This is a genomic window from Candidatus Kirkpatrickella diaphorinae (assembly GCF_025736875.1).
Lineage (GTDB): Bacteria > Pseudomonadota > Alphaproteobacteria > Acetobacterales > Acetobacteraceae > Sorlinia > Sorlinia diaphorinae.
The window spans coordinates 1,802,015-1,828,269 of the sequence record NZ_CP107052.1 but is presented as its reverse complement, the minus strand read 5'-3'; the positions used below and the strand labels follow the sequence as shown (position 1 = coordinate 1,828,269).

General features: G+C 56.8%; 23 protein-coding genes and 1 tRNA gene. 12 read left to right on the top strand and 12 right to left on the bottom strand.

The genetic code is table 11. The features are described from left to right. Positions 1-114: 114 nt before the first annotated feature. The 4 genes from dapB to N5W20_RS08080 all read right to left on the bottom strand — a co-directional run bounded on the left by dapB (position 115) and on the right by N5W20_RS08080 (position 4,826). A complete protein-coding gene (dapB, locus tag N5W20_RS08095; RefSeq protein WP_319806636.1) occupies positions 115-855 on the bottom strand; it encodes a 4-hydroxy-tetrahydrodipicolinate reductase in 741 nt (246 codons plus the stop codon). 4 nt (positions 856-859) lie between these two features. Next, positions 860-1,993, bottom strand: a complete 1,134-nt coding sequence (dnaJ, locus tag N5W20_RS08090; RefSeq protein ID WP_319806635.1) for a molecular chaperone DnaJ — start codon at positions 1,991-1,993, stop codon at positions 860-862. Between the two features lie 192 nt (positions 1,994-2,185). After that, positions 2,186-4,096: a molecular chaperone DnaK gene (gene dnaK, locus N5W20_RS08085; protein ID WP_319806634.1), complete on the bottom strand. Its 1,911-nt coding sequence runs from the start codon at positions 4,094-4,096 to the stop codon at positions 2,186-2,188. A gap of 139 nt (positions 4,097-4,235) precedes the next feature. After that, positions 4,236-4,826, bottom strand: coding sequence for a nucleotide exchange factor GrpE (locus N5W20_RS08080; protein ID WP_319806633.1), 591 nt, complete (start codon positions 4,824-4,826; stop codon positions 4,236-4,238). Positions 4,827-5,066: 240 nt separating this feature from the next. Between N5W20_RS08080 and N5W20_RS08075 the strand changes: the two genes are divergently transcribed. Then, on the top strand, positions 5,067-5,774 hold the full coding sequence (locus N5W20_RS08075; RefSeq protein WP_319806632.1) for a response regulator transcription factor: 708 nt from the start codon (positions 5,067-5,069) through the stop codon (positions 5,772-5,774). Between the two features lie 78 nt (positions 5,775-5,852). Beyond that, entirely contained in the window at positions 5,853-7,601 is a 1,749-nt protein-coding gene (locus N5W20_RS08070; protein ID WP_319806631.1) for a sensor histidine kinase, read from the top strand. Here the strand turns inward: N5W20_RS08070 and N5W20_RS08065 are convergent. Next, entirely contained in the window at positions 7,575-8,054 is a 480-nt protein-coding gene (locus tag N5W20_RS08065) for a methylated-DNA--[protein]-cysteine S-methyltransferase (protein ID WP_319807872.1), read from the bottom strand. The genes N5W20_RS08070 and N5W20_RS08065 overlap by 27 nt on opposite strands. A gap of 25 nt (positions 8,055-8,079) precedes the next feature. On the opposite strand from N5W20_RS08065, the gene mnmE reads away from it, so the two are divergent. The 6 genes from mnmE to N5W20_RS08035 all read left to right on the top strand — a co-directional run bounded on the left by mnmE (position 8,080) and on the right by N5W20_RS08035 (position 13,642). Beyond that, positions 8,080-9,375, top strand: coding sequence for a tRNA uridine-5-carboxymethylaminomethyl(34) synthesis GTPase MnmE (mnmE, locus tag N5W20_RS08060; RefSeq protein WP_319806630.1), 1,296 nt, complete (start codon positions 8,080-8,082; stop codon positions 9,373-9,375). Between the two features lie 8 nt (positions 9,376-9,383). Beyond that, positions 9,384-11,243 carry a tRNA uridine-5-carboxymethylaminomethyl(34) synthesis enzyme MnmG gene (mnmG, locus tag N5W20_RS08055; RefSeq protein ID WP_319806629.1) on the top strand — a complete coding sequence of 620 codons (1,860 nt, stop codon included), beginning with the start codon at positions 9,384-9,386 and terminating at the stop codon, positions 11,241-11,243. A 20-nt stretch (positions 11,244-11,263) separates the two neighbouring features. Then, positions 11,264-11,833: a 16S rRNA (guanine(527)-N(7))-methyltransferase RsmG gene (gene rsmG, locus N5W20_RS08050; protein ID WP_319806628.1), complete on the top strand. Its 570-nt coding sequence runs from the start codon at positions 11,264-11,266 to the stop codon at positions 11,831-11,833. Beyond that, positions 11,826-12,620: a ParA family protein gene (locus tag N5W20_RS08045; protein WP_319806627.1), complete on the top strand. Its 795-nt coding sequence runs from the start codon at positions 11,826-11,828 to the stop codon at positions 12,618-12,620. Before rsmG ends, N5W20_RS08045 begins: the two co-directional genes overlap by 8 nt. Beyond that, positions 12,617-13,495, top strand: coding sequence for a ParB/RepB/Spo0J family partition protein (locus N5W20_RS08040; protein ID WP_319806626.1), 879 nt, complete (start codon positions 12,617-12,619; stop codon positions 13,493-13,495). Before N5W20_RS08045 ends, N5W20_RS08040 begins: the two co-directional genes overlap by 4 nt. Positions 13,496-13,566: 71 nt before the next feature. Continuing rightward, positions 13,567-13,642 (top strand) — tRNA-Lys (locus N5W20_RS08035). A 25-nt stretch (positions 13,643-13,667) separates the two neighbouring features. Here the strand turns inward: N5W20_RS08035 and zapE are convergent. Further along, the gene (gene zapE, locus N5W20_RS08030; protein WP_319806625.1) at positions 13,668-14,804 is read right to left on the bottom strand and encodes a cell division protein ZapE; all 1,137 of its coding nucleotides are present in this window, start codon (positions 14,802-14,804) and stop codon (positions 13,668-13,670) included. A 210-nt stretch (positions 14,805-15,014) separates the two neighbouring features. Between zapE and sdhC the strand changes: the two genes are divergently transcribed. From sdhC to N5W20_RS08010, 4 genes are read left to right on the top strand one after another with little or no spacing between them, the layout of a single operon-like run. Next, on the top strand, positions 15,015-15,473 hold the full coding sequence (sdhC, locus tag N5W20_RS08025) for a succinate dehydrogenase, cytochrome b556 subunit (protein ID WP_319806624.1): 459 nt from the start codon (positions 15,015-15,017) through the stop codon (positions 15,471-15,473). Further along, positions 15,470-15,847, top strand: coding sequence for a succinate dehydrogenase, hydrophobic membrane anchor protein (sdhD, locus tag N5W20_RS08020; RefSeq protein WP_319806623.1), 378 nt, complete (start codon positions 15,470-15,472; stop codon positions 15,845-15,847). The genes sdhC and sdhD overlap by 4 nt, the downstream gene beginning before the upstream one ends. Beyond that, positions 15,844-17,640, top strand: a complete 1,797-nt coding sequence (gene sdhA, locus N5W20_RS08015) for a succinate dehydrogenase flavoprotein subunit (protein WP_319806622.1) — start codon at positions 15,844-15,846, stop codon at positions 17,638-17,640. The genes sdhD and sdhA overlap by 4 nt, the downstream gene beginning before the upstream one ends. 12 nt (positions 17,641-17,652) lie before the next feature. After that, positions 17,653-18,438 carry a succinate dehydrogenase iron-sulfur subunit gene (locus N5W20_RS08010; RefSeq protein WP_319806621.1) on the top strand — a complete coding sequence of 262 codons (786 nt, stop codon included), beginning with the start codon at positions 17,653-17,655 and terminating at the stop codon, positions 18,436-18,438. Between the two features lie 193 nt (positions 18,439-18,631). On the opposite strand, the gene N5W20_RS08005 is transcribed toward N5W20_RS08010, so the two are convergent. The 6 genes from N5W20_RS08005 to N5W20_RS07980 form a co-directional block, all read right to left on the bottom strand. Continuing rightward, the gene (locus N5W20_RS08005; protein ID WP_319806620.1) at positions 18,632-20,290 is read right to left on the bottom strand and encodes a Hint domain-containing protein; all 1,659 of its coding nucleotides are present in this window, start codon (positions 20,288-20,290) and stop codon (positions 18,632-18,634) included. Between the two features lie 4 nt (positions 20,291-20,294). Next, on the bottom strand, positions 20,295-21,065 hold the full coding sequence (locus tag N5W20_RS08000) for a pentapeptide repeat-containing protein (protein WP_319806619.1): 771 nt from the start codon (positions 21,063-21,065) through the stop codon (positions 20,295-20,297). Positions 21,066-21,568: 503 nt separating this feature from the next. Continuing rightward, positions 21,569-22,348 (bottom strand): pentapeptide repeat-containing protein, encoded by a 780-nt coding sequence (locus N5W20_RS07995; RefSeq protein WP_319806618.1) that lies wholly within the window; start codon positions 22,346-22,348, stop codon positions 21,569-21,571. 254 nt (positions 22,349-22,602) lie between these two features. Next, the gene (locus tag N5W20_RS07990) at positions 22,603-24,228 is read right to left on the bottom strand and encodes a Hint domain-containing protein (RefSeq protein ID WP_319806617.1); all 1,626 of its coding nucleotides are present in this window, start codon (positions 24,226-24,228) and stop codon (positions 22,603-22,605) included. 155 nt (positions 24,229-24,383) lie between these two features. Then, the gene (locus N5W20_RS07985) at positions 24,384-25,163 is read right to left on the bottom strand and encodes a pentapeptide repeat-containing protein (protein WP_319806616.1); all 780 of its coding nucleotides are present in this window, start codon (positions 25,161-25,163) and stop codon (positions 24,384-24,386) included. A 270-nt stretch (positions 25,164-25,433) separates the two neighbouring features. Beyond that, the gene (locus tag N5W20_RS07980; RefSeq protein WP_319806615.1) at positions 25,434-26,222 is read right to left on the bottom strand and encodes a pentapeptide repeat-containing protein; all 789 of its coding nucleotides are present in this window, start codon (positions 26,220-26,222) and stop codon (positions 25,434-25,436) included. Positions 26,223-26,255 lie beyond the last annotated feature (33 nt).

Genomic DNA, 26,255 nt, shown 5'->3' with positions numbered 1-26,255 from the left:
AGGGAATGAGTGATGGACGGAGAAACGGCAAAAAGCCATCTCTCCAACGAAAAATGGAGAGACTGGCTTGGCGGAATTGCTTGAACGGGTCAAGGGTAATTCGGAGAAATTATTTTATTTGTAGATGTCCGCGATATTAAACAGGCCAGCGGACTGGTTATGTAACCACAATGCCGCATTGACGGCGCCGCGGGCAAAAACGCGACGGTCAAAGGCGCGGTGGCTGATGGTAATCTGCTCATCACCCGAAGTAAAAATCACGCTATGTTCCCCGACTATTTGTCCGGCGCGTAATTCCGCAAAGCCGATCTGGCCCGTTTGACGCGGGCCGGAAGGGTCATAACGGGCGACATCCTCCAATTTGACGCCGCGACCCGCCGCAATCGCCGCGCCCACGGCTTTCGCTGTGCCGGAAGGCGCGTCGATTTTCTGACGGTGATGAATGTCCGTAACATCCACATCGTAATCACCCGCTGGCAAAGCAGCGGAAAGTTGACGGGCGATGTCGAGCAGCAGATTCAGGCCAGGAGAGAAATTCGCCGCGCGCAGGACAGGGATGTGTTTTGCAGCGTCAGTAATCACGGCTTCTTCCGCCGCATCCATCCCGGTCGTGCCGATGACCCAGGCACATTTATGGCGGATAAGATCGCGCGCGTGCTCCGGGATCAGCGTGTGGTGACTGACATCAATGATGACGTCAGAACACGCAGCCAGTCGGCCCATCGCAAAGAAGATATTTTCCGCTGCATTCTCCGTCCGTGACGTCCCGCCCGAGAGGGTCAGGTTTCGCGCCCGCACTTCCTCCGCGCAAAGACGACCCAGACGGCCTGTGATGCCCGCAACACCGATGCGCATGGTTTTACCTTCCGTCGAAAAATTCTTTAACTTTCGAGAAAAAACCCGTGCTTTCCGGGTTTGCCTGTGCCTGGTTTTCGCCCGCTTCTTCCTCAAAAGCCTCCAGCAATTCGCGCTGACGTTTCGTCAGATGGCGCGGCGTCTCAACAGCAAGCTGAAGATACATGTCTCCGCGAGAGGACGATCTCAGCACCGAGAACCCTTTGCCTTTGAGGCGGAAATGATCGCCCGCCTGACTTCCCGCCGGGATTTTGACCTTGGCGCGAGAGCCGTCAATGACGGGCACCTCAATTTCCGCCCCCATGGCGGCCTGCGCCATGCGGAGCGGAAGTCGGCAATGGATGTTCGCCCCTTCCCGATGAAACAGCGCATGGGTGGCGACTGAGATATGCAGATACAGATCCCCAGCCTGCGCGCCCGGACCGCCAGCCTCTCCCTCACCTGTGACGCGCATGCGTGTCCCGTCTTCGATGCCTGCCGGGATGTCGATTTCAAGCTCACGCTGTGTCGGGGTTGTCCCGGCGCCCTGGCATTTTTTGCAAGGGTCGGAGATGACATTGCCGGTGCCGTGACAGGTCGGGCAGGGGCGCTCGACGAGGAAGAAACCCTGCTGCGCCCTCACCGCGCCCGCGCCGTGGCATGTCGGGCATTGCACACTGCCTTTATTCGGGTCCGCGGAGCCGCGGCCTGAACATGATTCACAGGTGACGCGCGTCGCAAATTTGACAGTCTTCTTTACGCCGGAGAAAGCCTCCGTCAGCGAGATATGGAGCTGTGTCTGGACATCATTGCCCGACCTCTGACGCGTGCGGCGTCGGCCGCCCCCCATCATATCGCCGAACATATCGAAAATATCTTCAAACCCGCCTGCGCCGAACCCGCCAAACCCGCCGCCACCGCCCATACTGCCATCAAAGGCCGCATGTCCGTAGCGGTCATAAGCTGCGCGCTTCTGCTCATCCTTCAGGACGTCGTAAGCCTCATTGACCTGCTTGAATTTATGTTCAGCCTCCGCATCCCCCGCATTACGATCCGGGTGAAAGCGCATCGCCATTTTGCGATAGGCTGTTTTGAGCTCAGCCTGCGATGCGGTGCGGGTGACCTCTAACACCTCATAATAATCCACTTTGGTGGCCATGGAATCCTCTGTCAGGCGCGTCTTGGCATCGTGTCTCGCCAGGAAGTCTCAAAGTCCGGGATGATATCAATCAGGTCGCTTTCAACCCGGGTAGATGGAAGTATATCGGCCGGAAGCGGCGTGCCCGCCCTTCCCAGGAAAGACGGGCACGCACCAGCTTCAATCAGCTCACGGATGATTGACCGCGACGACTCAGCTTTTCTTGCTGTCGTCAACATCCTCAAAGTCAGCATCGACAACATTGTCATCCGGCTTCGCCTCACCTGATGACGCATTTTCTGCCGCGCCTTCCTCTGGCTGGGAGGCTGCGTAGGCTGCCTGGCCGATCTTCATCGCGGCCTGGGTGAGGCGCTCTGTCGCGGATTTCAAAGCTTCAGGGTCCGTGCCAGCGACGGCTTCACGCACCGCGGTGACCGCGGCTTCCGCCTCTGCTTTATCCGCTTCAGGCAGCTTGTCACCCGTTTCGGAGATCGACTTCTCCGTCTGATGGATCAGCGCTTCCGCATTATTGCGCAATTCGACCATTTCACGTTTGGCTTTATCTGCCGCCGCATTCGCTTCAGCATCCTTCACCATGCGGTCAATATCCGTATCCGAAAGCCCGCCAGATGCCTGGATTTTGATCTGCTGTTCCTTACCGGTAGCCTGATCCTTGGCGGAGACATTGACGATACCATTCGCATCAATATCGAATGTGACTTCAATCTGCGGCACACCGCGCGGGGCGGGCGTGATGCCGGTCAGGTCAAAATTGCCGAGCAGTTTATTATCCGCGGCCATCTCACGCTCACCCTGGAAAACCTTGATGGTGACAGCGCTCTGATTATCTTCAGCCGTGGAGAAAACCTGGCTCTTTTTCGTCGGGATCGTCGTATTGCGGTCAATCAGGCGGGTGAAGATTCCGCCTTTCGTCTCAATACCCAGTGAGAGCGGCGTGACGTCCAGAAGCAGAACATCCTTGACGTCACCTTTCAGGACAGCGCCCTGAATGGCGGCACCAATCGCGACAACCTCATCCGGATTAACGTTACGGGCCGGGTCCTTCCCGAAGAACTGCTTCACCGTGTCGATGACTTTCGGCATACGCGTCATGCCGCCGACAAGAATGACCTCATCAATCTCATTGGCGCTGATCGCGGCATCTTTCAACGCAGCGCGACACGGGCCCAACGTGCGCTCAATCAGATCATCCACCAGGCTTTCCAGCTTGGCGCGTGACAATTTGACGACGAGATGTTTCGGGCCGGACGCATCTGCCGTGATAAAGGGCAGATTGATTTCCGTCTCCTTGGAGGAGGAAAGCTCAATCTTGGCTTTTTCAGCGGCTTCCTTCAGGCGCTGCAGCGCGAGCTTGTCGCCGCGCAGGTCAATGCCCTGATCACGTTTGAATTCGTCAGCGAGATAACCAATGATGCGGTTATCGAAATCCTCACCACCGAGGAACGTATCACCATTGGTCGATTTAACTTCAATTACGCCATCAGAGATCTCAAGAACGGAAATATCGAACGTGCCACCGCCAAGGTCATAGACGGCGACTGTGCCGGAATCACGCTTGCCGAGGCCGTACGCCAGGGCGGCAGCAGTCGGCTCATTAATGATGCGCAGGACTTCAAGCCCGGCAATCCGACCCGCATCGCGTGTGGCCTGACGCTGGGCGTCATTAAAGTACGCGGGGACGGTGATAACAGCCTGGGCGACTTTCTCACCCAGATAAGCCTCTGCCGTTTCCTTCATTTTGCCGAGGACAAAGGCGGAAATCTGTGACGGTGCGTATTTCTCACCGCGCGCCTCAACCCACGCATCGCCATTCTCACCTTTGACGATCTCGTAAGGCACCATCGCCCTGTCTTTTTCAACGGTCGGGTCGCTATAGCTGCGCCCGATCAGGCGTTTGACGGCATAAAGCGTGTTGGAAGGGTTGGTGACAGCCTGACGCTTCGCGGCCTGGCCGACAAGGCGCTCCCCATTGTCGGAAAATGCGACCATGGATGGCGTCGTGCGCGCGCCTTCGCTGTTCTCGATGACTTTGCTCTCATCGCCCTCACGGATCGCGACGCAGGAATTGGTCGTGCCGAGGTCGATACCGATTACTTTGCTCATTTCTGCTTCCTTTCAGCGGTCATCACCAGCCCTGCAAGGCACCGATCATGACCCTTTGGTATAACGTTACGCTCCGGAGCGTATCTGATACCGAATTTTAAGAACCGGAAGGGGGAATTTCAAGTCCCCGCCGCCGAAATTAAGTGCTTTCCCCACCTTCGGATTTGCCCTTGGAAACAACCACCATGGCGGGTTTCAGCAGCCTTCCATGCAATGTCCACGTCGGAGTCCAGGACTCAACCACCGTGCCGGGCGTGTGCTCAGCCGACTCAGTTTCCGCCATGGCCTGATGCAGATTGGCATCGAAGCTTTTGCCTTTCGGGTGATCGCAGGCAATTCCATGACGTTCGAGGATGCTGATAAAAGACCGCTCTGTGCTCTCCAGCCCTTCACGTAATTTCGAGAGGAGCGGTTCGTCATTCTCTGAGCGCGGCGGGAGTGAGGCGAGGCCACGCTGCAAATTTTCAGCGGCTTCCACGACATCGCGGGCAAATTTCTGGATGGCATATTGGCGCGCATCGTCAATATCGCGTTTTGAGCGCGCCCGGTAATTCTGAAGTTCAGCCTCGGCCCGCATCCACTTATCTTTAAATTCCTGAATGCGCGCTTCGTTTTCATCGGCTGAACCTGTTTCGGCGGTGTCGGCCGCAATATTCTCCGATGATATACCTTCATGAGGGGTCTCGCCCCCGGGGGTCAGGTCATCGGGGTTCGCGTTTTCCTTTGTCATCGTCATCAAGCCTTACTGCCTGGCCCGGTCCGGGCCGCGTTTACATTTGCCCCCATACCTTGAAAGCGCGCGACTTTTAAGGTGCCCCGAGTCGTTTTAACATCCCGTTGCAAAGCGGCATATCGGTTTACTATCCTTACTTGGGCATAGCATGCCGATGCGTTATAGGTAGCAGTCATCGGCTGAAAGCCAACCCCAACCATTGGTTCAGCACTAAATTTTATTGTCAGGCTCAAGGTAATGACCTCCGCAAAGCACGTGATCGCCCTCGTGGATGATGATCGCAATATCCTGACCTCTGTCCAGATGACGCTGGAGGCTGAAGGTTTTGATGTCGAAACGTTCAGTGACAGTGAAGCCGCCCTTCAACGCTTATTATCCCACCCCATCAGCCTCGCTATTCTCGACATTAAAATGCCGCGTATGGACGGGATGGAATTGCTGCAACGCCTGCGCGCGCGGTCCAATCTTCCGGTGATCTTCCTGTCCTCCAAAGATGAGGAGCTTGACCAGCTCATGGGATTGCGACTCGGCGCGGATGATTACATCACAAAGCCCTTTTCCCAACGCCTGTTATTGGAGAGGATTCGGGCCCTGCTGCGCCGGCAGGATGCAAGCCGGGCGGAGGGCGGGCCAGCGGCGCAATGCGTCCTGACGCGTGGGCCGCTGACATTGGATGAGATGCGTCACCAATGTTTGTGGAACGGGCAGGATATCATGTTGACCGTGACGGAATTTCTTCTCGTCAAAGCGCTGGCCACACGGCCCGGTATTGTCAAATCCCGGGACCAGCTGATCGACGCCGCTTACGGCGATGCTGTTTATGTTGATGACCGGACAATCGACAGCCACATCAAGCGTGTTCGTAAAAAATTCCGCCAGGTGGATGGGGAATTTAACCAAATCGAAACACTTTACGGAATTGGCTACCGTTATAAGGAGCGCTGATGCACCTGTGAGCGGCGTCGGGGGCCTTGATCATATGACTCCGCCATTTAAGGTGGGTGTGTGAAGATGTCCCGACTCATGACGCGCATCCTCGCCGATAAAATCCGGAATTGGGGGCATCGCGCGCGGCCCGATCTCCGGGAATTTTCATCACCGCTCATGCGGCGCATCCTCCTGCTCAACACGTTGCCCTTGGCGCTTCTGGCCGTAACGCTGCTTTTCCTGAAGGATTTTCAGAATTCGCTGCTTGAAACCGAGGTGAATGCCTTGCGGGAGCAGGCGCATATTTACGCCGCGGCTCTCGGTCAAAGCGCTGTCACGCGTCGATCCGGGCGGAATTTTGTCGCGAGTGACTATGTCCTGGACGCTGCGCTGGCCCGGCCGCTCCTCCTCCGCCTGACAGAACCAAGCCCTCTGGTTGAAGCGCGATTATACGGCCCCGCGGGGCGCGTTGTCGCTACCAGCCGCGGCGCTTTTATCTGCGTGCGTCGCGGAAACCGCACGGGCTGCCATATTGAATTCCTGCCCGACTCGGATGCGGCGTCACCCGTGATTCGCGACCTTGATTCGCCGCCCGCACCGCAGCACTTTGTGACGCGCCTCTACTCCTGGCTTTTCTCGCTCCTTCCGCTTTCCTCACGGCATGGCATTGTCACGCTGGAAAACGCCGATCATCCCTCGCGCCCGGCCCGAGTTGTCGGCAAATATGGGGATGATGCGCCGCCTTATATCCGCAGGACAGCGGGCCATAAGCTCATCATCACCGTCGCGGAACCCGTCATCCATGAAGGGCAGACGATCGGCATTTTACAGTTGACGCGTGGGGCACCGGAGGTGGATCGCTCAGTGCTGGCGGTGCGATCTTCAATATTTTCGCTTTTCCTGGTTGCGATGGGGGTGACGGTTTTCCTCTCATGGTATCTTTCCCTGACAATCGCGCGGCCTTTATTGCGGCTGGCCGTCGCCTCGAATGATCTTGAAAAGGGGCCCGGAAGAATAGACGATATTGCGGAGGATCTTCTGGCAAGACGGGACGAGATCGGCATTCTGGCACGCGCGCTTCGGCGAAATATCACGGGGCTGTGGGCGCGGATGGACGCAACCGAGCGTTTCGCCGCCGATGTTAGTCATGAATTGAAAAACCCGCTCTCCTCCATACGCTCCGCCATCGAAACCTTGCCCCGCATTACGTCGGATGTGCAGCAGAAGCGCCTGCTAGGCATTATCGAAAGTGATGTTCAGCGGCTTGACCGTCTGATAACGGATATTGCTGTGGCCAGCCGGATTGATGCCGAGCTTTCCCGATTGCGTGCGGCGGCGACCGATGTGGCGCATATTCTGACGACGTTGCGCGATATGCACCAGACGACCCGGCGGCCCGGTGATCCGGAGATCATTGTGCAGGTAAACGGGCTTACCCCGCTTTTCGCCTGGGCCATTGAGGACAGGCTGGTGCAGGTGCTCCGCAACATCATCAACAACGCGCTGTCTTTCTCGCCGGAGAATGGCAAAATCATCCTGGAGGGTGAGAAGTCGGGCGATAAGATCCGCATCACAATCAGCGATGAAGGGCCGGGTATTCCTCCTTTGCGGATGGAAGAGATTTTTGACCGCTTTTACTCGGAACGGCCGAAAAGCGAGTCGTTTGGCCAGCATTCCGGGCTTGGATTATCGATCAGCCGGCAAATCATCGAAGCTTCTAACGGGCAGATTTATGCTGAAAACCGCCTTAAGGAGGATGGGGGCATTATCGGGGCGCGTTTCGTCATTATTTTACCGGGTGCACCGCCACCGTCACATTTAACCGGCAGCAAAGACCCGGTTTGACGTGGCGGCGGGCTGAATGCCTTCCAACTGGAGAAGAAAAATCTTGTCCTCCGACCCGTTGCCACCAGAATAGCCGCCAAGACCATGCTGGCCAATGACACGGTGGCACGGAATCAGGATCGGAAGGGGGTTTGCCCCGACAGCGCCACCGACGGAACGCGGACTCCCACCGATTTTCGCCGCGATTTGCCCGTAAGTGACGGTTTCACCATACGGGATTTGGCGGAGCATTTCCCAGACGCGACGGCGGTATTGTGTCCCTAAAGGCTGCATCGGAAGCGCAAATTCCTTGACCTCACCGTCAAAATAACCTTCGAGCAGGTCGCGCGCCCGTGCTAGAAGGGGGGTCTCATCCTGATCCCGGCCCCAGCCCCAATCCAGAGAGACAAGCGCGCCATCTTCCTCACTGAGCGTTAACGCGCCGAAAGGCGCATGGAAGGAGAGTTGGGGCATGACACGTATCTCCGTATAGAATGAAATGACAGTTTCTACGACCACGCCTCCTGAGAATGCAACGATTTTTGCCCTCGCAACGGGCCTTGGCGGCGCAATTGCGGTGATGCGCATCAGCGGTCCCCGATCACGCGCCATCCTCCAAAATTTATGCAGTGGCGCACTGCCAGCGCCGCGGCGTGCCAGTCTTCGCCGCCTCCGCCACCAGAGCGACATTCTGGATGAGGCTGTTGTTTTGTGGCTGCCCGGGCCGCATTCCTATACAGGGGAGGATGGTGCTGAACTGCACCTTCACGCAGGCCCGGCCGTGATCGATGCGGTTTCGGAAGCACTCGTCGCACATGGCGCGCGCCCCGCGGAGCCCGGAGAATTTACGCGTCGCGCCGTTCTTCATCAGCGCCTTGATCTGATTCAGGCCGAAGCGATCGCTGACCTTGTGGCGGCGGAAAGCCAGATGCAGCGCCAACAGGCCCTCGCGCAATCGGAAGGCGCCCTATCACGCCTCTATGATGGTTGGCGGGAAAAACTGAGTCACCTTCTGGCACGGCAGGAGGCGTTGATCGACTTCCCGGATGAGGTGGGTGAGGCGGCGACAACCGCGCATATTGAGTCACATATGGATGCGCTCCTTGAAGAAATGGAGGCGCATCTCGGAAATCATCGCGGAGAAATCGTGCAACGCGGATTGACGGTCGTCATTGCGGGCGCGCCAAACGTGGGCAAGTCGAGCCTCCTAAATACGCTTGCGGGTTATGATGCAGCCATTGTGACGGCACGTGCCGGGACGACGCGCGACGTGGTTGCGGTTGAATGGCTCTTTGAGGGGATGAAGCTGCGTCTTCTCGATACGGCCGGGTTGCGGGAAACAGAGGATGAGATTGAGGCGGAGGGCATTAAGCGCGCATTGTTTCACGTGAAACACGCGGACGTCGTCCTGCATCTCTATGAAGGTTCTCCGCCGGAAAAGATCGCGGACGATGCCGTGATGATCCGCACGAAGTGTGATCTTGATGCAGAGCCGCGTCGTGACCTCGCTATCAGCACATTAACCGGGCAGAGTATCGATACCCTTTTGAGTCTGCTCGCAACGCGCATCAAAAAATTGAAAGATGTGTCGACCACGCCCTTGACGCGCGCGCGTCATCGCGCCGGGATTGAGGAGGCGCGTGCCTACCTTATGGAGGCGCGTCAAACGCCTTTCCCGGAATTGCGCGGCGAGTCACTACGCCTCGCCATGCGCGCTCTCGGGAGGATCACCGGTCAAATAAATGTCGAATCTTTGCTGGATGTGATATTTGGCCAGTTCTGCATCGGGAAATAAGCTTCATCATGTCGCACCAATTTGACGTCATTATCATCGGCGGCGGCCATGCCGGGAGTGAGGCCGCAAGTGCGTCCGCACGTTTCGGCGCGCGCACGGCCCTGCTGACGCAACGCCCTGAGACGATTGGCGCCATGTCCTGCAATCCGGCGATTGGTGGTATCGGGAAAGGCCACCTCGTGCGGGAGATCGACGCGCTTGATGGCCTGATGGGTCGGGCGGCGGATGAGGCGGGCATCCATTTCAAGCTGCTGAACCGCTCAAAAGGCCCCGCAGTCCATGGCCCACGCGCGCAGGCGGATCGGCACCTTTATGCCAAGGCGATCAAGAGGCTCCTTGCAGAAACGCCCAATCTTGAAATCGTGTGCGGAGAGGTTGCGGATCTCATCGTCAAGTCGGGGCGCGTGGCGGGTGTGATTTGCGCGGATGGCAGGGAGTATCACGCCGGTGCGGTCGTGCTGACGACCGGCACTTTCCTCGGCGGTGTCATCCATATCGGGCATGAGCAGACGCCAGCGGGCAGGTTAGGGGAAAACCCGGCCACGCGCCTTGCTGCACGCCTTCGGGCCATGGATCTGCCCATGTCACGGCTCAAAACCGGCACGCCGCCGCGGCTTCTGCGGGAAACGATTGATTGGGAGGCTCTGCAGGAAGACCCTAGTGACCACGCGCCCGAACCGTTCAGCCGTATGACATCGCATCTTCCGAATAAAACGCTGCCATGTCGCATCACCCATACCACGTCAGAAACGCATCAGATCATCCGCGATAATCTTGCCGCGTCAGCGCTTTATGGCGGCGCAATTGCAGGGCGGGGCCCGCGTTACTGCCCATCGATTGAGGATAAGATCGTCAAATTTGGTGAGCGGGAGAGTCATCAAATTTTTCTGGAGCCGGAGGCGCTTCCCGGCCATCCTGGCGGCGATCTCGTTTACCCGAACGGAATTTCGACGAGCTTTCCGCTTGCGGTTCAAAAGCAGATTATCGCGTCAATTCCCGGCCTGTCGCATGCGCAGATCGCCGCGCCAGGCTATGCGGTGGAGTATGATCACGTCGACCCACGCGCCCTGCAGCCTGATCTCTCCCTGCGCGGCATAAAGGGGCTTTATTTTGCCGGGCAGATCAACGGCACGACAGGTTATGAGGAAGCGGCGGCGCAGGGCCTTATTGCCGGGCTTAATGCAGCACGCCACGTCTCGGGCGCGTCGCCTCTCATATTGAGTCGGGACCAGGCTTATATCGGCGTGATGCTGGATGACCTCACTCTGCAAGGTGTGACCGAACCTTATCGCATGTTCACCTCCCGCGCGGAATATCGCCTGCTGCTGCGGGCGGATAATGCAGACCTGCGCTTAACAAGGCTGGGCGCAACGTATGGTTGTGTCGGATCGGCGCGACTTCAAGCGTTTGAGCGGGCGCGCGACGCCATTGAAGTAGCCATCAGACAAGCATCTGAACCTGCTTTGAACCCCGCGCAACTCAAGCAAGCCGGGCTGAACGTCTCACAGGATGGCCGCAAACGGTCCATTATGGACATCCTGGCTTTAGGGCAGACGATTGAAGACTGGTCAGCCATCGCGCCCTGGTATGCTGAATTGCCCCGCCGCGTGCAGGACCATTTGCAGACAGAGGCGCGTTATGGCGGCTATTTGCAGCGACAGGCGCGTGAGGTCAAACAGTTGGAAGCTGAGTCGGATCTCGTCCTCGCGGATGACCTTGATTATTCCAAAATCGGGGGGCTCAGTCTGGAAATGCAGGAGCGTCTCTCCCGCGCGCGCCCGGCGAGTTTCGCTGCGGCGCAGCGCGTGCCCGGCGTGACGCCTGCAGCATTGATCGCGCTTCTGGCCCATGTCCGGTACGCCGCCTGATGCAACTCAGTGACGATAAAATGTCCCGTTTGCGGCATTTTGAGTCGATGCTGCTGAAGTGGAATGCGCGCATTAATCTCGTCAGCGCGCGCGACGCGCAGAATATATGGACACGGCACATCGCGGACTCCCTGCGCCTGATGCCCTTGATCCCTTCAGGAAGTCGCGTCATTGACCTTGGATCGGGCGGGGGTTTCCCCGGGCTTATTATCGGAATTGCGTGCGACATCGACATCACGTTGGTTGAGTCGGATCAGCGGAAATGCGCTTTTCTGCGTGAAGCGGCGCGCGCCTGTGCGGTCAACGCAAAAGTGATCTGTGACCGTATTGAAAGCGTTTCCCTGCCGCCTGCGCCGATCATCACAGCGCGCGCCCTGGCGTCGCTGGACCGCTTGATTGGCTGGTCCGCCCCGCTTCTTCAGCCTGATGGCGTTGCCCTTTTTCTGAAGGGAAAAAACGTCGATGAAGAATTGCACAATGCGCGACGAATATGGGATATGCGCGTTGAGATTGTTAATGAACCCGCTCGCCCTGAGGGCGTCATACTTAAAGTCTCTCACATTCAAAGAGCCGGAATAAAAGATGGATGACAAAGCTTACGTGATTGCCGTCGCCAATCAAAAAGGCGGTGTGGGCAAAACGACAACCGCCATCAATCTGGCAGCGGCTCTCGCTGAAACGCGGCGTGTCCTGCTGATCGATCTTGACCCGCAGGGGAACGCCTCAACCGGCCTCGGCGTGGGTTATGACCGGCGCAGTCATGGCACTTACGCTGCCCTGATCCAGAGTGAAGACGCCGCCGCCCTGCCACGCCCGACCATGGTCCCCAACCTCGATATCATCGCTGCGGATAATGACCTGGCAGGTGCGGAGATCGAGCTGACCATGGAAGACCGGCGTGAGAGCCGCCTGAAGGATGTCGTCGAGGTGGTGGGCAGTGCCTATGATGTGATCATCGTGGATTGTCCGCCGAGCCTGGGCCTGCTGACACTTAATGCGCTCGTTGCAGCGCAGGGTGTGCTTATCCCGCTGCAATGCGAGTTTTTCGCGCTTGAAGGCATTACGCAAATGACGCGGACGATTGACCGTGTTCGTAAAGCGTTAAACCCTTCCTTAACGATTTCGGGCATTGTGCTGACAATGTATGATCGACGAAACAATCTCTCCGAACTCGTGGCGGCGGATGCGCGCAGTTTCTTTGGTGATAAAGTTCTTGAGGCGCTTATCCCCCGCAATATCCGCATCTCGGAAGCGCAGAGCCATGGAAGCTCCGTCTTTGATTATGATGCACGGAGCAGCGGTGCCGTTGCCTACAGGGCATTGGCGGAAGAGCTCTCACGACGTTGCTTGAAAGTAAAGGTAGATCAACCGGCATGAAGAAATCTCCCCCACTCCGACTCGGCCGCGGCCTGGCCGCGCTTTTGGGCGATGATCAGGAAGGCCCCGCTCAGCCGTCTGAGGAAGTGACTGAGCGCGCGCAGAATATGTCGGTGCTGGGGGTGGACCAACTTGAACCCGCGCGCTTCCAGCCGCGCCAGGCGATTGATGAGACGGACCTCGTCGAGTTGACGGAGTCCATCAGGACGCGCGGCATTCTCCAGCCGATTCTCGTGCGCCCGATGCCGAATCAGGAAAATACCTTCCAGATTATCGCCGGTGAGCGTCGGTGGCGTGCGGCCCAGCGTGCGGGCCTGCATGAAGTGCCGGTGCACATACGTCATTTTGATGATGCGGACGCCATGGCGGCAGCCCTGGTTGAAAACCTGCAACGCGCTGATCTCAACGCGATCGAAGAAGCAGAGGGGCTCCAGCGACTCCAAACGGATTTTGCGCTGACGCAGGAGGAATTATCCGACGCCATCGGGAAGTCGCGCTCTCATATCGCCAATACGTTGCGTATCCTCAATCTGCCACATGGGGTGCGGCAGCTTGTCAAATCCGGCAAGCTGACGGCGGGCCATGCGCGCGCGCTTCTGGCGCATCCGGACCCGATTTCCGGCGCGGCTATTGTTATCGCCCGGCACCTCAATGTGCGCCAGACGGAGGCGCTGGCAAAGCAGGTCACCTCAACCAACGCCAAGCCGCGGCGGCAAACATCACGTGACGATGAAATTATCCGTCTTGAAAGTGATTTGGCGCGCCATCTTGGGCTCAAAGTCAAAATCGCTTATGATGGCAAGGGCGGGTATCTGCGTCTCGATTATCGCAGTCTGGACCAGTTTGAAAATCTGATGCGTCTTTTGAAACCGTAAAAATAAGACGAATCCGGCTTGTCGATGGGGCAACGTGCTGTTAAAACTCTTGCCCACGACGATACGTCAATGGGCGCATAGCTCAGTTGGTAGAGCAGCTGACTCTTAATCAGCGGGTCCTAGGTTCGAGCCCTAGTGCGCCCACCATTGACCGGTCATCTCACCTTTCGAATCAGGATATACCGGGCAGATCATGCCATGAGCGTGAGCGCATCTCCTCAAGGCGAGATATTGTGCGTTGGAAGGCCGTTACATTTTCCCCCGCCGGGTAGAGATTCTCTGGCCAGACGTCAGAGGACGCATAGAGACGCGTCCCATTCTCATAAAGCACGTCAATCAAACGGATGAAACGCAGCGCCTCATCATAGCGATCCGAGGAAAGTTGCGGAATGTCTTCAATGATCACCACGGGATAGCGCGCGGCCAGCGCCAGAAACTCCGCCGTGCCGGACATGACGGAGCAGAGTTCCGCAAACTGACATCGCGCCACCCCATCTCCGCTACAGGCGATTGGAAATTGGCGGGAGCCGATCTGGAGATGCGCCTGCGCCGGCGCGGATGCGGAGATTTCCCGGAAGATCCGCGTGAAAATCTCGCGGCTTTCCGCATCCGGGGGCACGCGCCAGGCATTTTCAGCCATGTCACGCGCGCGTCGATAATCGCGTCGCGCCTCCAGCGTGATGACGCGTATGTGCGCCATAATTTTCGTGATGAGCGGGCGGATGGTCGTTTGCGCCTGACGGTTATGGTGCAGCAACGCGTCCGGATGGGTGTTGGATGTCATCACAATATGGACACCCGCCGCCAGAAGCAGGTTGATGATGCGGAGATTGACGACAGCATCCGACATATCGTTGAGCTGAAACTCATCGAAGCAAAGGACGCGATTATGCTGAGCGATCCGCCATGCAAGTTCCGCCAACGGATCATCATAACGTTTCTGACGCAATTGAGGACTGTTCAGGGCCCTTAGGATTTCCTGCATGAACTCATGAAAATGCACCCGCCGCTTCTGCCGGAAATCGAGACTTTCGAAGAACAGATCCATCAACATGGTTTTGCCGCGTCCCACCTCCCCCAGAAGATAGAGGCCGCGGCCCGGCCCGGCGCGCGTGACGCGTCTTCTGATCGCTGAGCGCAGTTTTGTGGTTGCAGGGGATTTCTGCTGCGTCGCGTCACGCCCGAATGCATCCAGCGCATCGACACATTGCGCCTGCGCCGCATCCGGCTCCAGCCGACCGGACGCCAGCGCCTCGCGATAAAGTGCTTTAAGTCTATCGGGCGTGGGCGTCGCGCCATTATGCATCATTAAATCCTTCATTATGAAATGCTCATGACGTTCTGTTTATCGCCTGACCGTTCGACCGGTATCAACCCACCCCGCCAGCGTAAAGGGCAAGGCGCGATCTATTAGGGATTCTTTAGCATTTTCCGCATCACAAATGCCTTGTAACGGGTGACGCTGTGGCGTCACCGATGTATGTTGGCACTTCCATGACGGCAGGTTGAGAGTGTAACCATGGTGGCTGATCGCCGCGACCCCCTTTATGAAGGGGTCAATTCTGAAGGTAGCCGGGTTCGGCGGCCAAAATCCCCTCATCTGACAATTTATAAATTCCGTCTTTCCATGTTGATGTCGATTGGTAACCGCCTCGCCGGGGTAGCCTCGACCGCAGGGTTGGGAATGTTCGCCTACTGGCTGCGTGGCCTCGCACGGGGTGGGGTCACTTATCAGAGATCCAATGCATTGCTCGGGCACCCGGTTGCGCGGCTGACATTGGCCGGGTGGTGCGCCGCCTCCATTTATCATCTCGTGGCGGGTTTGCGTCACCTCATCTGGGATGATGCGCACCGTCTGGAAAAGACGCAGATCAATCAAGACGGCCCGCGCACCTTAATGATGACAATGATGATGACGACCATCGTCCTTGGAAGTCTGACATTGCGCGCAAAACGGCGCAGAGGTTCTCAATCATGAAAATTCGAGCTGATGAACACCCGCATGAGAAAGGACGCCCGCATTGGCTTCAGGAGCGTGCGAGTGCGGTCGTGCTGATACCTTTGACACTCTGGGCCAGCCTGTTCGCTTTCAACGCGATCGGGAAATCGCGAGATGTACTCGTCGCGCGATTTAGAAGGCCGCGCCACATCATTGCCCTGGCGCTTATGGCGGGGCTTACGGCGCGCCATATGCAATTGGGGCTGGAGGTAATTATCGGCGATTACCTCAGGGGTGCGCGGCAGAAAGCGGCGAAGGTGCTGACCCGCGTCCTCTGCGTGGGGTTTGTGGCGAGCGTTTCGCTGTCCCTTCTGCAGCTGCGCCGTCAAAGCAGGGCAGGAGCGGATAAATGACGATCTCCAATTCTTATCGCGTGATCCGTCACGAATATGATGTTGTCGTGGTGGGTGCGGGGGGTGCGGGGTTGCGGGCCACGCTCGGTATGGGGGCGGCGGGGCTTCGGACAGCGTACGTCACCAAAGTGTTCCCGACGCGCAGCCACACGGTGGCCGCGCAGGGTGGTATCGGTGCGGCTCTCGGCAATATGGAGGAAGATAATTGGCGGTGGCATATGTATGACACCGTCAAAGGCTCAGATTGGCTCGGGGATCAGGACGCCATCGAATTTATGTGTCGTGAGGCGGAAAGCGCGGTCAAGGAGCTTGAGCATCTGGGCGTGCCTTTTTCCCGCACTGAGGATGGTCGCATCTATCAGCGCCCCTTCGGCGGTCATACGCGGGAATTCGGGCAGGCGCCCGTGCCACGTGCCTGCGCGGCGGCAGACCGAACGGGACACGCTATTCTGCATACGCTTTACCAGCAATGCCTCAAGCACAAAGTCTCATTTTACGTCGAATTCTTCGTGCTCGACCTCATTATGGATGAGGCGGGTCAGTGTCGCGGTATTGTGGCGTGGTGCCTGGATGATGGCACAATTCACGTCTTCAGCGCGAAAATGGTTGTGCTTGCCACGGGTGGTTATGGCCGCGCGTTTTTAAGCTGCACGTCGGCGCATTCCTGCACCGGTGATGGTGGCGGCCTGGCGATGCGCGCGGGTCTACCGACGCAGGACATGGAATTTGTGCAGTTCCACCCGACCGGGATTTACCCTGCTGGATGCCTGCTGACAGAAGGGTGCCGCGGTGAAGGCGGCTACCTCACCAACGCGGATGGTGAGCGCTTTATGGAGCGCTATGCGCCCACGACAAAAGATCTCGCATCTCGTGATGTCGTCTCACGCGCCATGACGATTGAAATCAATGAGGGGCGGGGATGTGGTCCGAACAAAGGTCATATCATGCTTCATCTTGAGCATCTGGGTGCTGACCTATTGCATCAGCGCCTGCCTGGCATTTCGGAGACGGCGCGTGTTTTTGCCGGCGTCGATGTCACGCGGGAGCCTGCACCCGTCCTGCCGACTGTGCATTATAATATGGGGGGCGTGCCAACCACGATACATGGCGAGGTTGTCAGCCCGACGGAGGACGACCCCGATCACATTGTCCCCGGCCTGATGGCGGTGGGTGAAGCGGCCTGTGTTTCCGTGCATGGCGCGAACCGGCTCGGGACAAATTCGCTGCTTGATCTCATCGTGTTCGGGCGTGCGGCCGCGCGGCGGGCGGCGGAGCAGATCGACCCCGAACTTCCTGTGCCCTCAGCGCCGGAACCGGTGGTTGAGAAAATCATCGCCGCTTTCGACAAATTGCGCCACGCTGATGGGACTTACACGGTCGCACAATTGCGGGAGCGCCTGCAACGCACCATGCAGGCGCATGCGTCCGTATTCAGAAACGACACGTCCCTGTCGGAAGGCTGCGCTAAAATACGCGCCCTCTGGAAAGATAGTCAGCAAATAGCGCTGCGTGATCGCTCCCTGATCTGGAATAGCGACCTAATGGAGGCGCTGGAATATCAGAACCTCCTCGCCAACGCGACTGTCACGATTGAAAGCGCCCATGCCCGCCATGAGTCACGCGGGGCTCATGCCCATGACGATTATCCGGAGCGTGACGATAAGGACTGGATGAAGCACACAATTTCCTACCTCGACGCGGAGGGCGGTGTGCGGCTGACTTATCGGCCGGTGCACCTTAGAACCCTCACGGATGACGTTGAGGTCTTCCCCCCTAAAAAGCGCGTTTACTAAGGAGAGGTCGCGATGGCTGAATTACGGCTTCCCGAGGATAGCAGAGTCACCCAGGGGAAGACATTTCCTGCAGCGGCGGGCGCGAAGAATCGTCGGTTCTTTCAGGTTTATCGCTGGTCACCAGATGCAGGCGAGACGCCGCGGATGGATCGTTACGAGCTGGACCTTGATAAAATCGGCCCCATGGTTCTCGACGCGCTGCTTTTTATTAAAAATGAGGTTGACCCGACCCTGACCTTCCGCCGGTCCTGCCGGGAGGGTATTTGCGGGTCATGTGCGATGAATATTGATGGCGAGAACACGCTTGCCTGCCTCAAGCCGATCGAGAGCATCAAAGGCGCGGTGACCATCAACCCGCTTCCGCATATGCCAGTCGTCAAGGATCTCGTCCCCAACCTGAACGGGGCCTATAAGCAGCTCGAAGTCATTGAGCCTTGGCTGAAAAATGATACACCCGCGCCGAAAGATGAGGAGCGGCGTCAATCCATTGCGGACCGGGAAAAACTCGATGGATTGTGGGAGTGTATTTTGTGTTTCTGCTGCACAACTTCCTGTCCTTCTTATTGGTGGAATGGGGATCAGTATCTCGGCCCGGCGACTCTGCTTGCGGCGCAAAGGTGGATCGTTGATTCCCGTGACACGCATGCGGTTGAGAGGTTGGAAAATCTTGATGACCCGATGAAGCTTTACGCCTGTCGGTCCATCATGAATTGCACGCAGACTTGCCCGAAAGGCCTCAACCCGGCAAAAGCCATTGCGCAGATCAAGAAGAAACAGGTCTTGCGCGGGGCCAAGTAGGCGGCCCTGACGACGCTAAAAATGCCTGTTTTGGGGCGGGCTGAGGGTATGATGATGTCCTCGCACAGCATCTCCCCGCAGCGTTTAAAACCCGTATCTACTGCCCGCGGGTTTGGAGGTGCGGTGCCCAGCATGGTGACCGCCTTATGCGGGCAACCACCATGCTGAATGCCTTCAAAAATGCGAGGCAGGGTCAGGCGGCCGGGGCCTCCATGGCGAATTTGAGGATGTGTACATCCGGGAAGCACACTTCGACTTCCACGCCATATTCAGGCCGCCCGTAGGCGCGGAGCGGGATAATCCCCGAACCATTGGTCCAGCGAGACTGTCCGTCCTCAACATTATTCCAACCTTGAATGTTTGTTGCCGTGAGGTGGCGATTAATCAGATTGCGCCGACCTCGATCATGAACAGCGACAGCCCCCACGCGCACACCGAGGCGACGCCGATCATCGATAAACGGCCCGATCTCCTGATCAGGACGTCGCGCCTCGCTCTCAATCACGAGATATTTTGCGCGCGGCGGGACGGAGAATTTCGCCTTCGTGCCGTTAGCGGAGATGAAAGTCACCGCCTCACCTGTATCCGTCCTCAATCTCACTTCCCGGATGGAAGAAGCAGCATCCTGCTTGTCATGACCACCATAGCCGAGCGACGCGGCTCTTTCAGCCAGCATTGACCAGACATTTTTGAGTGTCTCAGCCGAATGCAGGAGGGGGAGTTGCGCATTGAACGCGACAGAAGAAGCATCCGGCTCAACCGAGTCAAAACGCTGACGCGATGCGTTGGGACGGTAGCTCTCTGTGGGCAGATTCTCCGCATAGATGACGGCATATTCGGACAGGGTGAAGTGATAATAAGTGTAGTGCAGGCGATCCCGATCATAAGAGATTGAGGTGTCATTTATCAGACACCGAACCGGGATCATGGCGCCAGCCACCCAGACGCAGTGCTCAGACGTGACCCAGAGGTCACGGGCGGGTTGCTGGTCCCCGAAAGCATGGGGACGTATATGCACGAGAAGGCTTTCATCCGGGACGGCACCATGGAGGTTGAGCGTCTTGCGGCCAATCCAGGTGATCTGACGCGGGCCGTCCTGCGTGATGACGGTATCCCCGACAACAAGCGCCTCAACATGGCGATTTCCGTCAGGGGTTTGGATGGATGTGCCTTCAGCGAAGCAGGCGAAGATTTCAATGCTGCCTTCCGGGCCCTGTCGCCATTCAACGCCGGGGAAATTGCCTTTGAGGCTTAGAGAATTACCGTTAGTGAGATGGATGGTGATGCCGGATGAAGTTGGCGTGATGCTACTCACCTGGCCGCTGTAGAACTTAAGGTCGATGATATCGATGTTGAATGAATCGCCGGTAACGTTGAAGTAATAATGATCAAGGTCTTTAGAGTAGGTTTCAAAATGCCCGCTGGAGCCAAGATTGACGCGCAGAGGACCGGAATTATCGAGGGCCTCCGGGGTTGGCATCCTCATTTTGCCCGCTTTTATCGTCAAAACTGTCGAGGCATTGTAATAAATTGGCCCGCCCGCCCAGGCGACTGAATCACCCCAATTGACGGTGATGTTATTCAGCAGCGTGGTGCGGGCCGTCATCTGAAACCGGCCGCCATTGATCGTCAAACCGTCAATCGTCGGCCCCTGGCCTGAGGAATAAATCTCTCCATCATTCATAGTGAGTCCGCGAATGGTCACATCTTGATTTAACTGCAAAGAACCGCCATTGACGGTGATATTTCCGCCGACAGTTTTTGGTTGGAAAATCAATTTATCGCCGCCATTGACCCATTTATTCCATCCCGTGCCGTTATCACCGGGCGACACCATCCAAGTTGTTGCCATAACTTCAAGTCCTCTCTTCAATATTGATTGTTCTTGCCGCAGGGTCGGCTTTCATCGGGGCGGGCTCATTTGCTGGCGGTCGTGCGCCTTCCGCAATATGGGTGATACAGTCCGATAATGAGGGGGCGCGTCGCGCGTCCCGCATCACCCGCCCATTGACGAAGGAGATGCACTGCTCCCCGTGTGAAAAACTGATCGGCATCTCGAAGATCACCTGCTCTTCCCAGAATGCGGGAGAAAAACGCAATTCTGTCATGACGGCGCCGGAGAAATCCGTGCGTGCCAGATCCTGCCCGCCAAAACGCGCCGACGTGCAGACGGCGCCGATAAATCGCGTATTCGTCAGTGTCGCATCACGAAAATCAGCCCCGCGCGACATGGTGCCCGTCAGGTCCGCATCGGAGAGGTCCGCGCCAACGAAGGATGCGTAAGAGAGGTCCGCGCCCGTCAGACACGCATTGACGAGAGACGCGCCTGCGAGATCTGCCCCTGACAGATTTGCGCCGCGTAAAACTGAATAATCGAGCCGACAGGTGCAAAGTGACGCCCCGCGTAGATCTGCATTCGTCAGGTCGCGGCCATAGAGATCTGCATCATGGAGGAAAACGCGTCGGAGGTTTCGGCTGATCAACGTCGTGTCATGAGGTGATGCGTTTTCAAGCGCCGTGTAGGCGGATGATCTTTCATCCTCAGCCAGGACAAACTGGCGGGGTCGATCTGGAGTTTTGCGGAGGAAGTAAAACAACACACTACGCACCTCATTTACTGCCGCCATGAAATCATGACAGGCACACGAAACCACGCAGCAATCCGTCAGTATCAACACGTTCGGAAGCCGCTTATGACGATTTTTTAAAAGTTCTTTTACATAATTCCCTGGTTAAGAACCGCGATTAAAATCAGTAAATGAAAGGAAAAACATCGTGATTCATTCTTCTACAGTCTTAAATAAGACATGTTGGTTTAGCGATTCGTTAGATAATCGATAACATGGAAGAATGCTGTCGAACAAACGGAAAATTAGGATTCGATTCAGATTTGGCGCACTCTATAAAAATGAGTACCTGAGTACTACGTCACCCGACGTACTATAGATCCATCCTTTTCCCGCGCGGCTTTGGCGTTTCGGCGCGTGTTCAGCAGGCAAGAATGGCCGCTTCTCACGCTGCCACGCAAGCGTCATGCTGGCATTTTCAGCTAATAAAGTCTGAAATGATTTTCACGAAGGCCGCGTCAAAGCCGCCAAGGCCGGTTTTTACCTGAATTCAGCCTGTTTATTCAAACACTTGGCGTGTCAATAAGGTCAGCGGGAAGTAAAGGGTAGATCTGCCTGAAACGCGTGAGGAAGCGAAGCCAGGAGAGGCTTCCCACGGAGAGGGCCTCTTGCGTCGAGATGTTGAGCGCATCCCTGATGGGCATGACTTGCCCGTCAACAAACATCTCATCGCCCAACAGGACGACGTTACAGCCAAACCCATCGAGCTGGACGGGCGGGCTCTTCAATTTCACCCCGGCCCAGATGGCCCCCTGAAAGCGCGCATTGATGCACCGCGTCCCCCCCCAGGAGCTGTGACTCAGATCCGCCTGATAAAAATTGGCGCGCGCGCAGTCTGCGCCGTCGAAACGTGCTGCGGTGAGATGTGCATCGCAGAAATCGGCGTCGCTCAACGTGGCGCCGATCAGCGATGTCGTCAGAAGATCGGCGCGATTAAACGTTGCCCGGGTGAGATTGGCGTTAAGGAAGCGCGCGCCGGAGAGTGACGCATCGTCAAACCGCGCTCGCATGAGGGAGGCGCCCGAGAAGTCGGCGCCTTGCAGAGAGGCGCCCCTGAAATCCGCGTCATCCAGAATACAGCCGATAAAACATTGTCCTCTCAAATCTGCATGACGGCATGAGACGCCCCTGAGATCTGCATCAATGAGATTCTGGCCAAGTTGGGCGCATTGCTGAACAGCCACACCGCGACACTCACCCGGATCTTCCGAGACGTCACCCAGCGGACGTGCGACAAAGGCGACAATCTCCCCTGAAAATTTGTGAAGTATATCGAAGCACATGGCGGTTCTTCCGCGAATGACGCAATCTCATAGGAGTAATCGACCTGCATCATGATGAAGGGGCGCGCTATAAAATCACCCCATTCTGATCATGACAAGGTTAAATCTCATCCTGAGACAGGCATCGTGCTTCACAAATCAAGCGATGTCGTCCAACCGGCGCACTTTATATGGAAATTAACTGTCAATTTTTAGAATAGTGGGCGCGGCCAAAACAGACCGCGCGTCGAAAACGCGGTCTGTTTTTGGTTGTTTCAGAAAGCGATTTCTTCGCGGTCCGGGAAGGCGATGGTGAGTTCAAGCTCTTTCCTGCCTGAGGATTTTGGCGCGCGGGCCAGGGGGATAATGCCCTTGCCATTTGTCCAGCGTGAGCAGCCATCCTCAATATTATTCCACCCGCCCAGACAGGTCTCATTGAGGTGATCATCGATGATGACGCTGCGCTGCTGATCAGAAACCCTGACCGCACCCACGCGCACGCCGAGGTGACGCCGGTCATCCCAGTAAGGTCCGTGGATCTGGTCAGGCCGCCATGCATCGCTTTCCACGACGACATATTTCGTGCCTGCCGGGATGGAGAAGACAGCATGGCGCTCATTGACGTCTTTCAGGGTGGCGTGCGTCCCGAGGTCCGTCCTGACGCGCACAACCCGGCGTGCAGGCGCGGCAGAAGAGGACATCGCTACCGGAATGCCGATCGCAGCGGAGCGCTCAGCAAGCGCCTGCCAGATCTTCCGCGCTTCCGAAATCTCCGTCACAAACGGAAAGGCGGGTGTCGCGCCCAACTTGTCGCCTGAGGATTGCGTCGCACTGAAGTCCCGGTTGGTTTGTGACATCAGATAGGATTCTGAGGGCAGTCCCTCTGACATGATGACGGCGTGATCATCCAGCGCGAAATGATAATAGGTGAATTGGCGGCGCTTGAGGTCATAGGCAATCGAGGCGCCATTGACGAGCATCCGAACCGGGATCAGCTTCCCGCCGGCAAGGACGCAATGTTCAGGCGTGATCCAGAGGTCCCGCTTCGGTCGGCCCGTTTCAAAAGCGTTGGCCCGAATGCGCACGAGGAAATCATCCTTCGAAATTGCGCCGCGCAGGTCGATCCGTTTACTGCCCAGCCATTTTATCTGACGCGGGCCGAGATGTGTCGAGACATAACTCCCTAATGTCAGCTCTTCAACCGGGCGCTCTCCGTCCGGCGTCTCGATCAACGTGCCTTCTGCAAAACATGATGAAACGGTGGTGCCGCCATGACCGTCCGACGTCAGTTGATAGCCGCGCAAATTGCCTTTGATGGTGATGTCGCCATTTGTGGTGTGGATGATGAGTTGGTTGGAGGTTGGCGTCATGCCGAGAATGGTTGAAGGGTCGAGATCGGCAATATCGAAAGAATAATCCCCATCGACACCGTTGAAGGTCAGGTTACTCAATGAGTCTCTGGAGACGATGACATTGGCGCCGGCACTCATATTGATGGTGGCATTACCGATCTGGTAAACCTCAAGCGTACCGCCAGAGACATTGAGGTTGACGGTGCCGCTGGTGGCGACTTGACCATTCTTGCCGATAACAACGTCGCTTGAGCCTTCCATTGAAATCGTCCCGGCAAGCGTCGTGCCTGCATTGATAACGGCGCTGCCCCCTGTCATCGACACCGTATCCAACGTTCCGCCATCGGCCTGGATGTGACCCGACGTCACGGTTGAGTTGCGCACCCTGCTACCCGGACTCATCTGGACCTGGCCACCAGCGACCGTGTTTGTGTCTCCCTTGCCACCGCTTTTAAACCGGATGCCTTGACCCTTCTCAAGCGTGTAATCGGAAATGGTGGAGGTCCATCCATTAGCATCAAACCATTGCGTATTATCGTCGCTTGCCATGTCTTTTTCTCCTCATCATGGCGGTTGCCGGGCTGGTAGAAAGGAGTGGTTATCAGTGAGTTGCGCGAGACTTCCGGTCACGTCGGTGACGATTTCGCCCTTTGTCAATGACGCCCCGACATGCCTGCAATTTCGATCTCGGCAACATAGGTGAGTCATCGCGTCCCGCGCGGGCTGACGCCCTTCTGCACGTCCATAAAATGGGCGATGAAGGGCTTGAGACGGCGCCCCACCCTTAACCCGATAGAAGCGTCGCCCTCGTCCGCGTCACTGAAGATCTGCGCTCGTGAGATGGTTTCTTTCCCGGTGGCGAGGTGGTCATCAACAAGCTGGATGGAACATTCCAACCCCGCAAGCGTGACAGGCGGATTTTTCAGGGAGACGTTGTTCCAGTAAAGGCCTTCAATGGACGCACTTTTGAGGCCACAGCCGTGAAGCGCATTTTTTGCAAGATCAAGCTGCGTGAAATGAGCGCCGTCAATAGTAGCCCCCACGAGGCGCGTATTTTCGACATTCGCGCCGCTCAGATCAGCATTTGACAGGCTCACCCCACAAAGGTCCGCGCCCTGCAGATCCGCGTTCTGCATTTTGGCGTCCTCGAGGATTGCGCCGTTTAACATGGCGCCGCGCATAGAGGCATGAGAGAGGTCGGCCCTCATCATATGCGCGCCGGAGAAATTGGCTTCGTCAAATCGGCATGCCGACAAATTGGCATTATTGAAGGAGCAGCCAGAAAAGTCCTGGCCGGAAAGATCCTCACCGCGCAAGTCGATATCGTCGAAGTTCATCCCCGCGACCGGCAGTTTTTCAGCGATGAGATGTAGAAAGGCTTTGCTGAGGAGCGCGCTTTTGTCTTGCGGGGTTTCCGAAGCGTCAAAGACGACCTGATGCGCGAGGGCGCCCCTTGCAGCGTAAAAAATGTTACATTCAACCATAAAATATCAAACGTCTGTCCAGACGATTTCAAATCATTGTTTCGTCAGAAATTGAAGGTGAGAAAATGTTGTGAAATCGAATCGGGTTATGCCAGTAGCGGCACTTAAATTTAAGTTTAGTTTAAAATAAAACTGTTTGTCTTGCAAGGTGGCGCGATCGAATAGGGCTCCTTGGAAGCGAGTGGCGTCGTGATTTACAACCCCAACGCGCTGCGTCAGAAAATGTGATTTTATATGAGGGCGTCAGATCATTGTGTGATTTTGGGAGATTTAAACGTTTTGCGTGGCATTTGCAGGGGTCAGATAAGGTTTCAACGCTTCCGAAGCGTCAAGCGCCTCGATTAGCGGCCCGAACATCGCGTAAAAACGCAAGGCTCGAATTCCACCTGCTTCAATGGCCCCGCGTGAGGAAAGTGCCCTCAGCCTGTCAAAAGAGAATGTGCCGGAGCCGAGGACGATATAACCGGGTAGCAGAATGACACGATAATCAATGCCGGACACGTAGATCGGCCAGACTTTAAGTTTCAACCCGTCCCAACGGATCTCCGAGTACTCCGCCGTTTGCATATCCACGCCTTCCCAGACGGAAAAGGCGATATTGCTCTTCTCAAGACGGATTTTATCGATCTCCGCGCCGCTGAAGTCAGCGCCCGATAAATTACTCCCACAGAAATCCGCGCGATGAAGATGCGCGCCACAGAAACGCGCATGAGAGGCATTGACCTCGGTCAGGATGGCATCATCGAGTCGCGTGCCATGAAATTTTGCGCTGGACAGATTCGCGTCATCAAGTCGTGCAGCGCTGAGATCTGCGCCGGAAAAATCCACGCCCGACAGGTCGGCACGTCGCAGATCGGCACCGCGAAGGTCACACCCCGCAAAAGATTGTCCGGAAAATTGCGCGTCGGGGCTGATGATATTGCGGAGATCTGTGGCGGCGAGGTTGCATTTCCGTGCGATGAGTTGATGCACGGCTTCCCCGCGTAATTCCCCGTCATGGAGATCTGCATAGTCATCCCATAAAGTGACGACATGAGCGGGTATCTTCGCCCTTCTCAAGAAGATTTCATATTGCAATCGACCTACCTCCGA

Excerpts from the sequence above, each read along its gene's own strand:
- sdhC (WP_319806624.1), top strand. The coding sequence starts at position 15,015 with ATGGTGGCTGATCGCCGCGACCCCCTTTATGAAGGGGTCAATTCTGAA.
- N5W20_RS07985 (WP_319806616.1), bottom strand. The coding sequence starts at position 25,163 with ATGGTTGAATGTAACATTTTTTACGCTGCAAGGGGCGCCCTCGCGCAT.
- rsmG (WP_319806628.1), top strand. The coding sequence starts at position 11,264 with ATGTCCCGTTTGCGGCATTTTGAGTCGATGCTGCTGAAGTGGAATGCG.
- N5W20_RS08075 (WP_319806632.1), top strand. The coding sequence starts at position 5,067 with ATGACCTCCGCAAAGCACGTGATCGCCCTCGTGGATGATGATCGCAAT.
- sdhA (WP_319806622.1), top strand. The coding sequence starts at position 15,844 with ATGACGATCTCCAATTCTTATCGCGTGATCCGTCACGAATATGATGTT.
- N5W20_RS08080 (WP_319806633.1), bottom strand. The coding sequence starts at position 4,826 with ATGACAAAGGAAAACGCGAACCCCGATGACCTGACCCCCGGGGGCGAG.
- mnmG (WP_319806629.1), top strand. The coding sequence starts at position 9,384 with ATGTCGCACCAATTTGACGTCATTATCATCGGCGGCGGCCATGCCGGG.
- sdhD (WP_319806623.1), top strand. The coding sequence starts at position 15,470 with ATGAAAATTCGAGCTGATGAACACCCGCATGAGAAAGGACGCCCGCAT.
- N5W20_RS08000 (WP_319806619.1), bottom strand. The coding sequence starts at position 21,065 with ATGGCGGCAGTAAATGAGGTGCGTAGTGTGTTGTTTTACTTCCTCCGC.
- N5W20_RS08045 (WP_319806627.1), top strand. The coding sequence starts at position 11,826 with ATGGATGACAAAGCTTACGTGATTGCCGTCGCCAATCAAAAAGGCGGT.
- N5W20_RS08065 (WP_319807872.1), bottom strand. The coding sequence starts at position 8,054 with ATGCCCCAACTCTCCTTCCATGCGCCTTTCGGCGCGTTAACGCTCAGT.
- N5W20_RS08005 (WP_319806620.1), bottom strand. The coding sequence starts at position 20,290 with ATGGCAACAACTTGGATGGTGTCGCCCGGTGATAACGGCACGGGATGG.
- N5W20_RS07990 (WP_319806617.1), bottom strand. The coding sequence starts at position 24,228 with ATGGCAAGCGACGATAATACGCAATGGTTTGATGCTAATGGATGGACC.
- N5W20_RS08040 (WP_319806626.1), top strand. The coding sequence starts at position 12,617 with ATGAAGAAATCTCCCCCACTCCGACTCGGCCGCGGCCTGGCCGCGCTT.
- mnmE (WP_319806630.1), top strand. The coding sequence starts at position 8,080 with ATGACAGTTTCTACGACCACGCCTCCTGAGAATGCAACGATTTTTGCC.
- zapE (WP_319806625.1), bottom strand. The coding sequence starts at position 14,804 with ATGATGCATAATGGCGCGACGCCCACGCCCGATAGACTTAAAGCACTT.
- dapB (WP_319806636.1), bottom strand. The coding sequence starts at position 855 with ATGCGCATCGGTGTTGCGGGCATCACAGGCCGTCTGGGTCGTCTTTGC.
- N5W20_RS08010 (WP_319806621.1), top strand. The coding sequence starts at position 17,653 with ATGGCTGAATTACGGCTTCCCGAGGATAGCAGAGTCACCCAGGGGAAG.
- dnaJ (WP_319806635.1), bottom strand. The coding sequence starts at position 1,993 with ATGGCCACCAAAGTGGATTATTATGAGGTGTTAGAGGTCACCCGCACC.
- N5W20_RS08070 (WP_319806631.1), top strand. The coding sequence starts at position 5,853 with ATGACGCGCATCCTCGCCGATAAAATCCGGAATTGGGGGCATCGCGCG.
- dnaK (WP_319806634.1), bottom strand. The coding sequence starts at position 4,096 with ATGAGCAAAGTAATCGGTATCGACCTCGGCACGACCAATTCCTGCGTC.
- N5W20_RS07995 (WP_319806618.1), bottom strand. The coding sequence starts at position 22,348 with ATGTGCTTCGATATACTTCACAAATTTTCAGGGGAGATTGTCGCCTTT.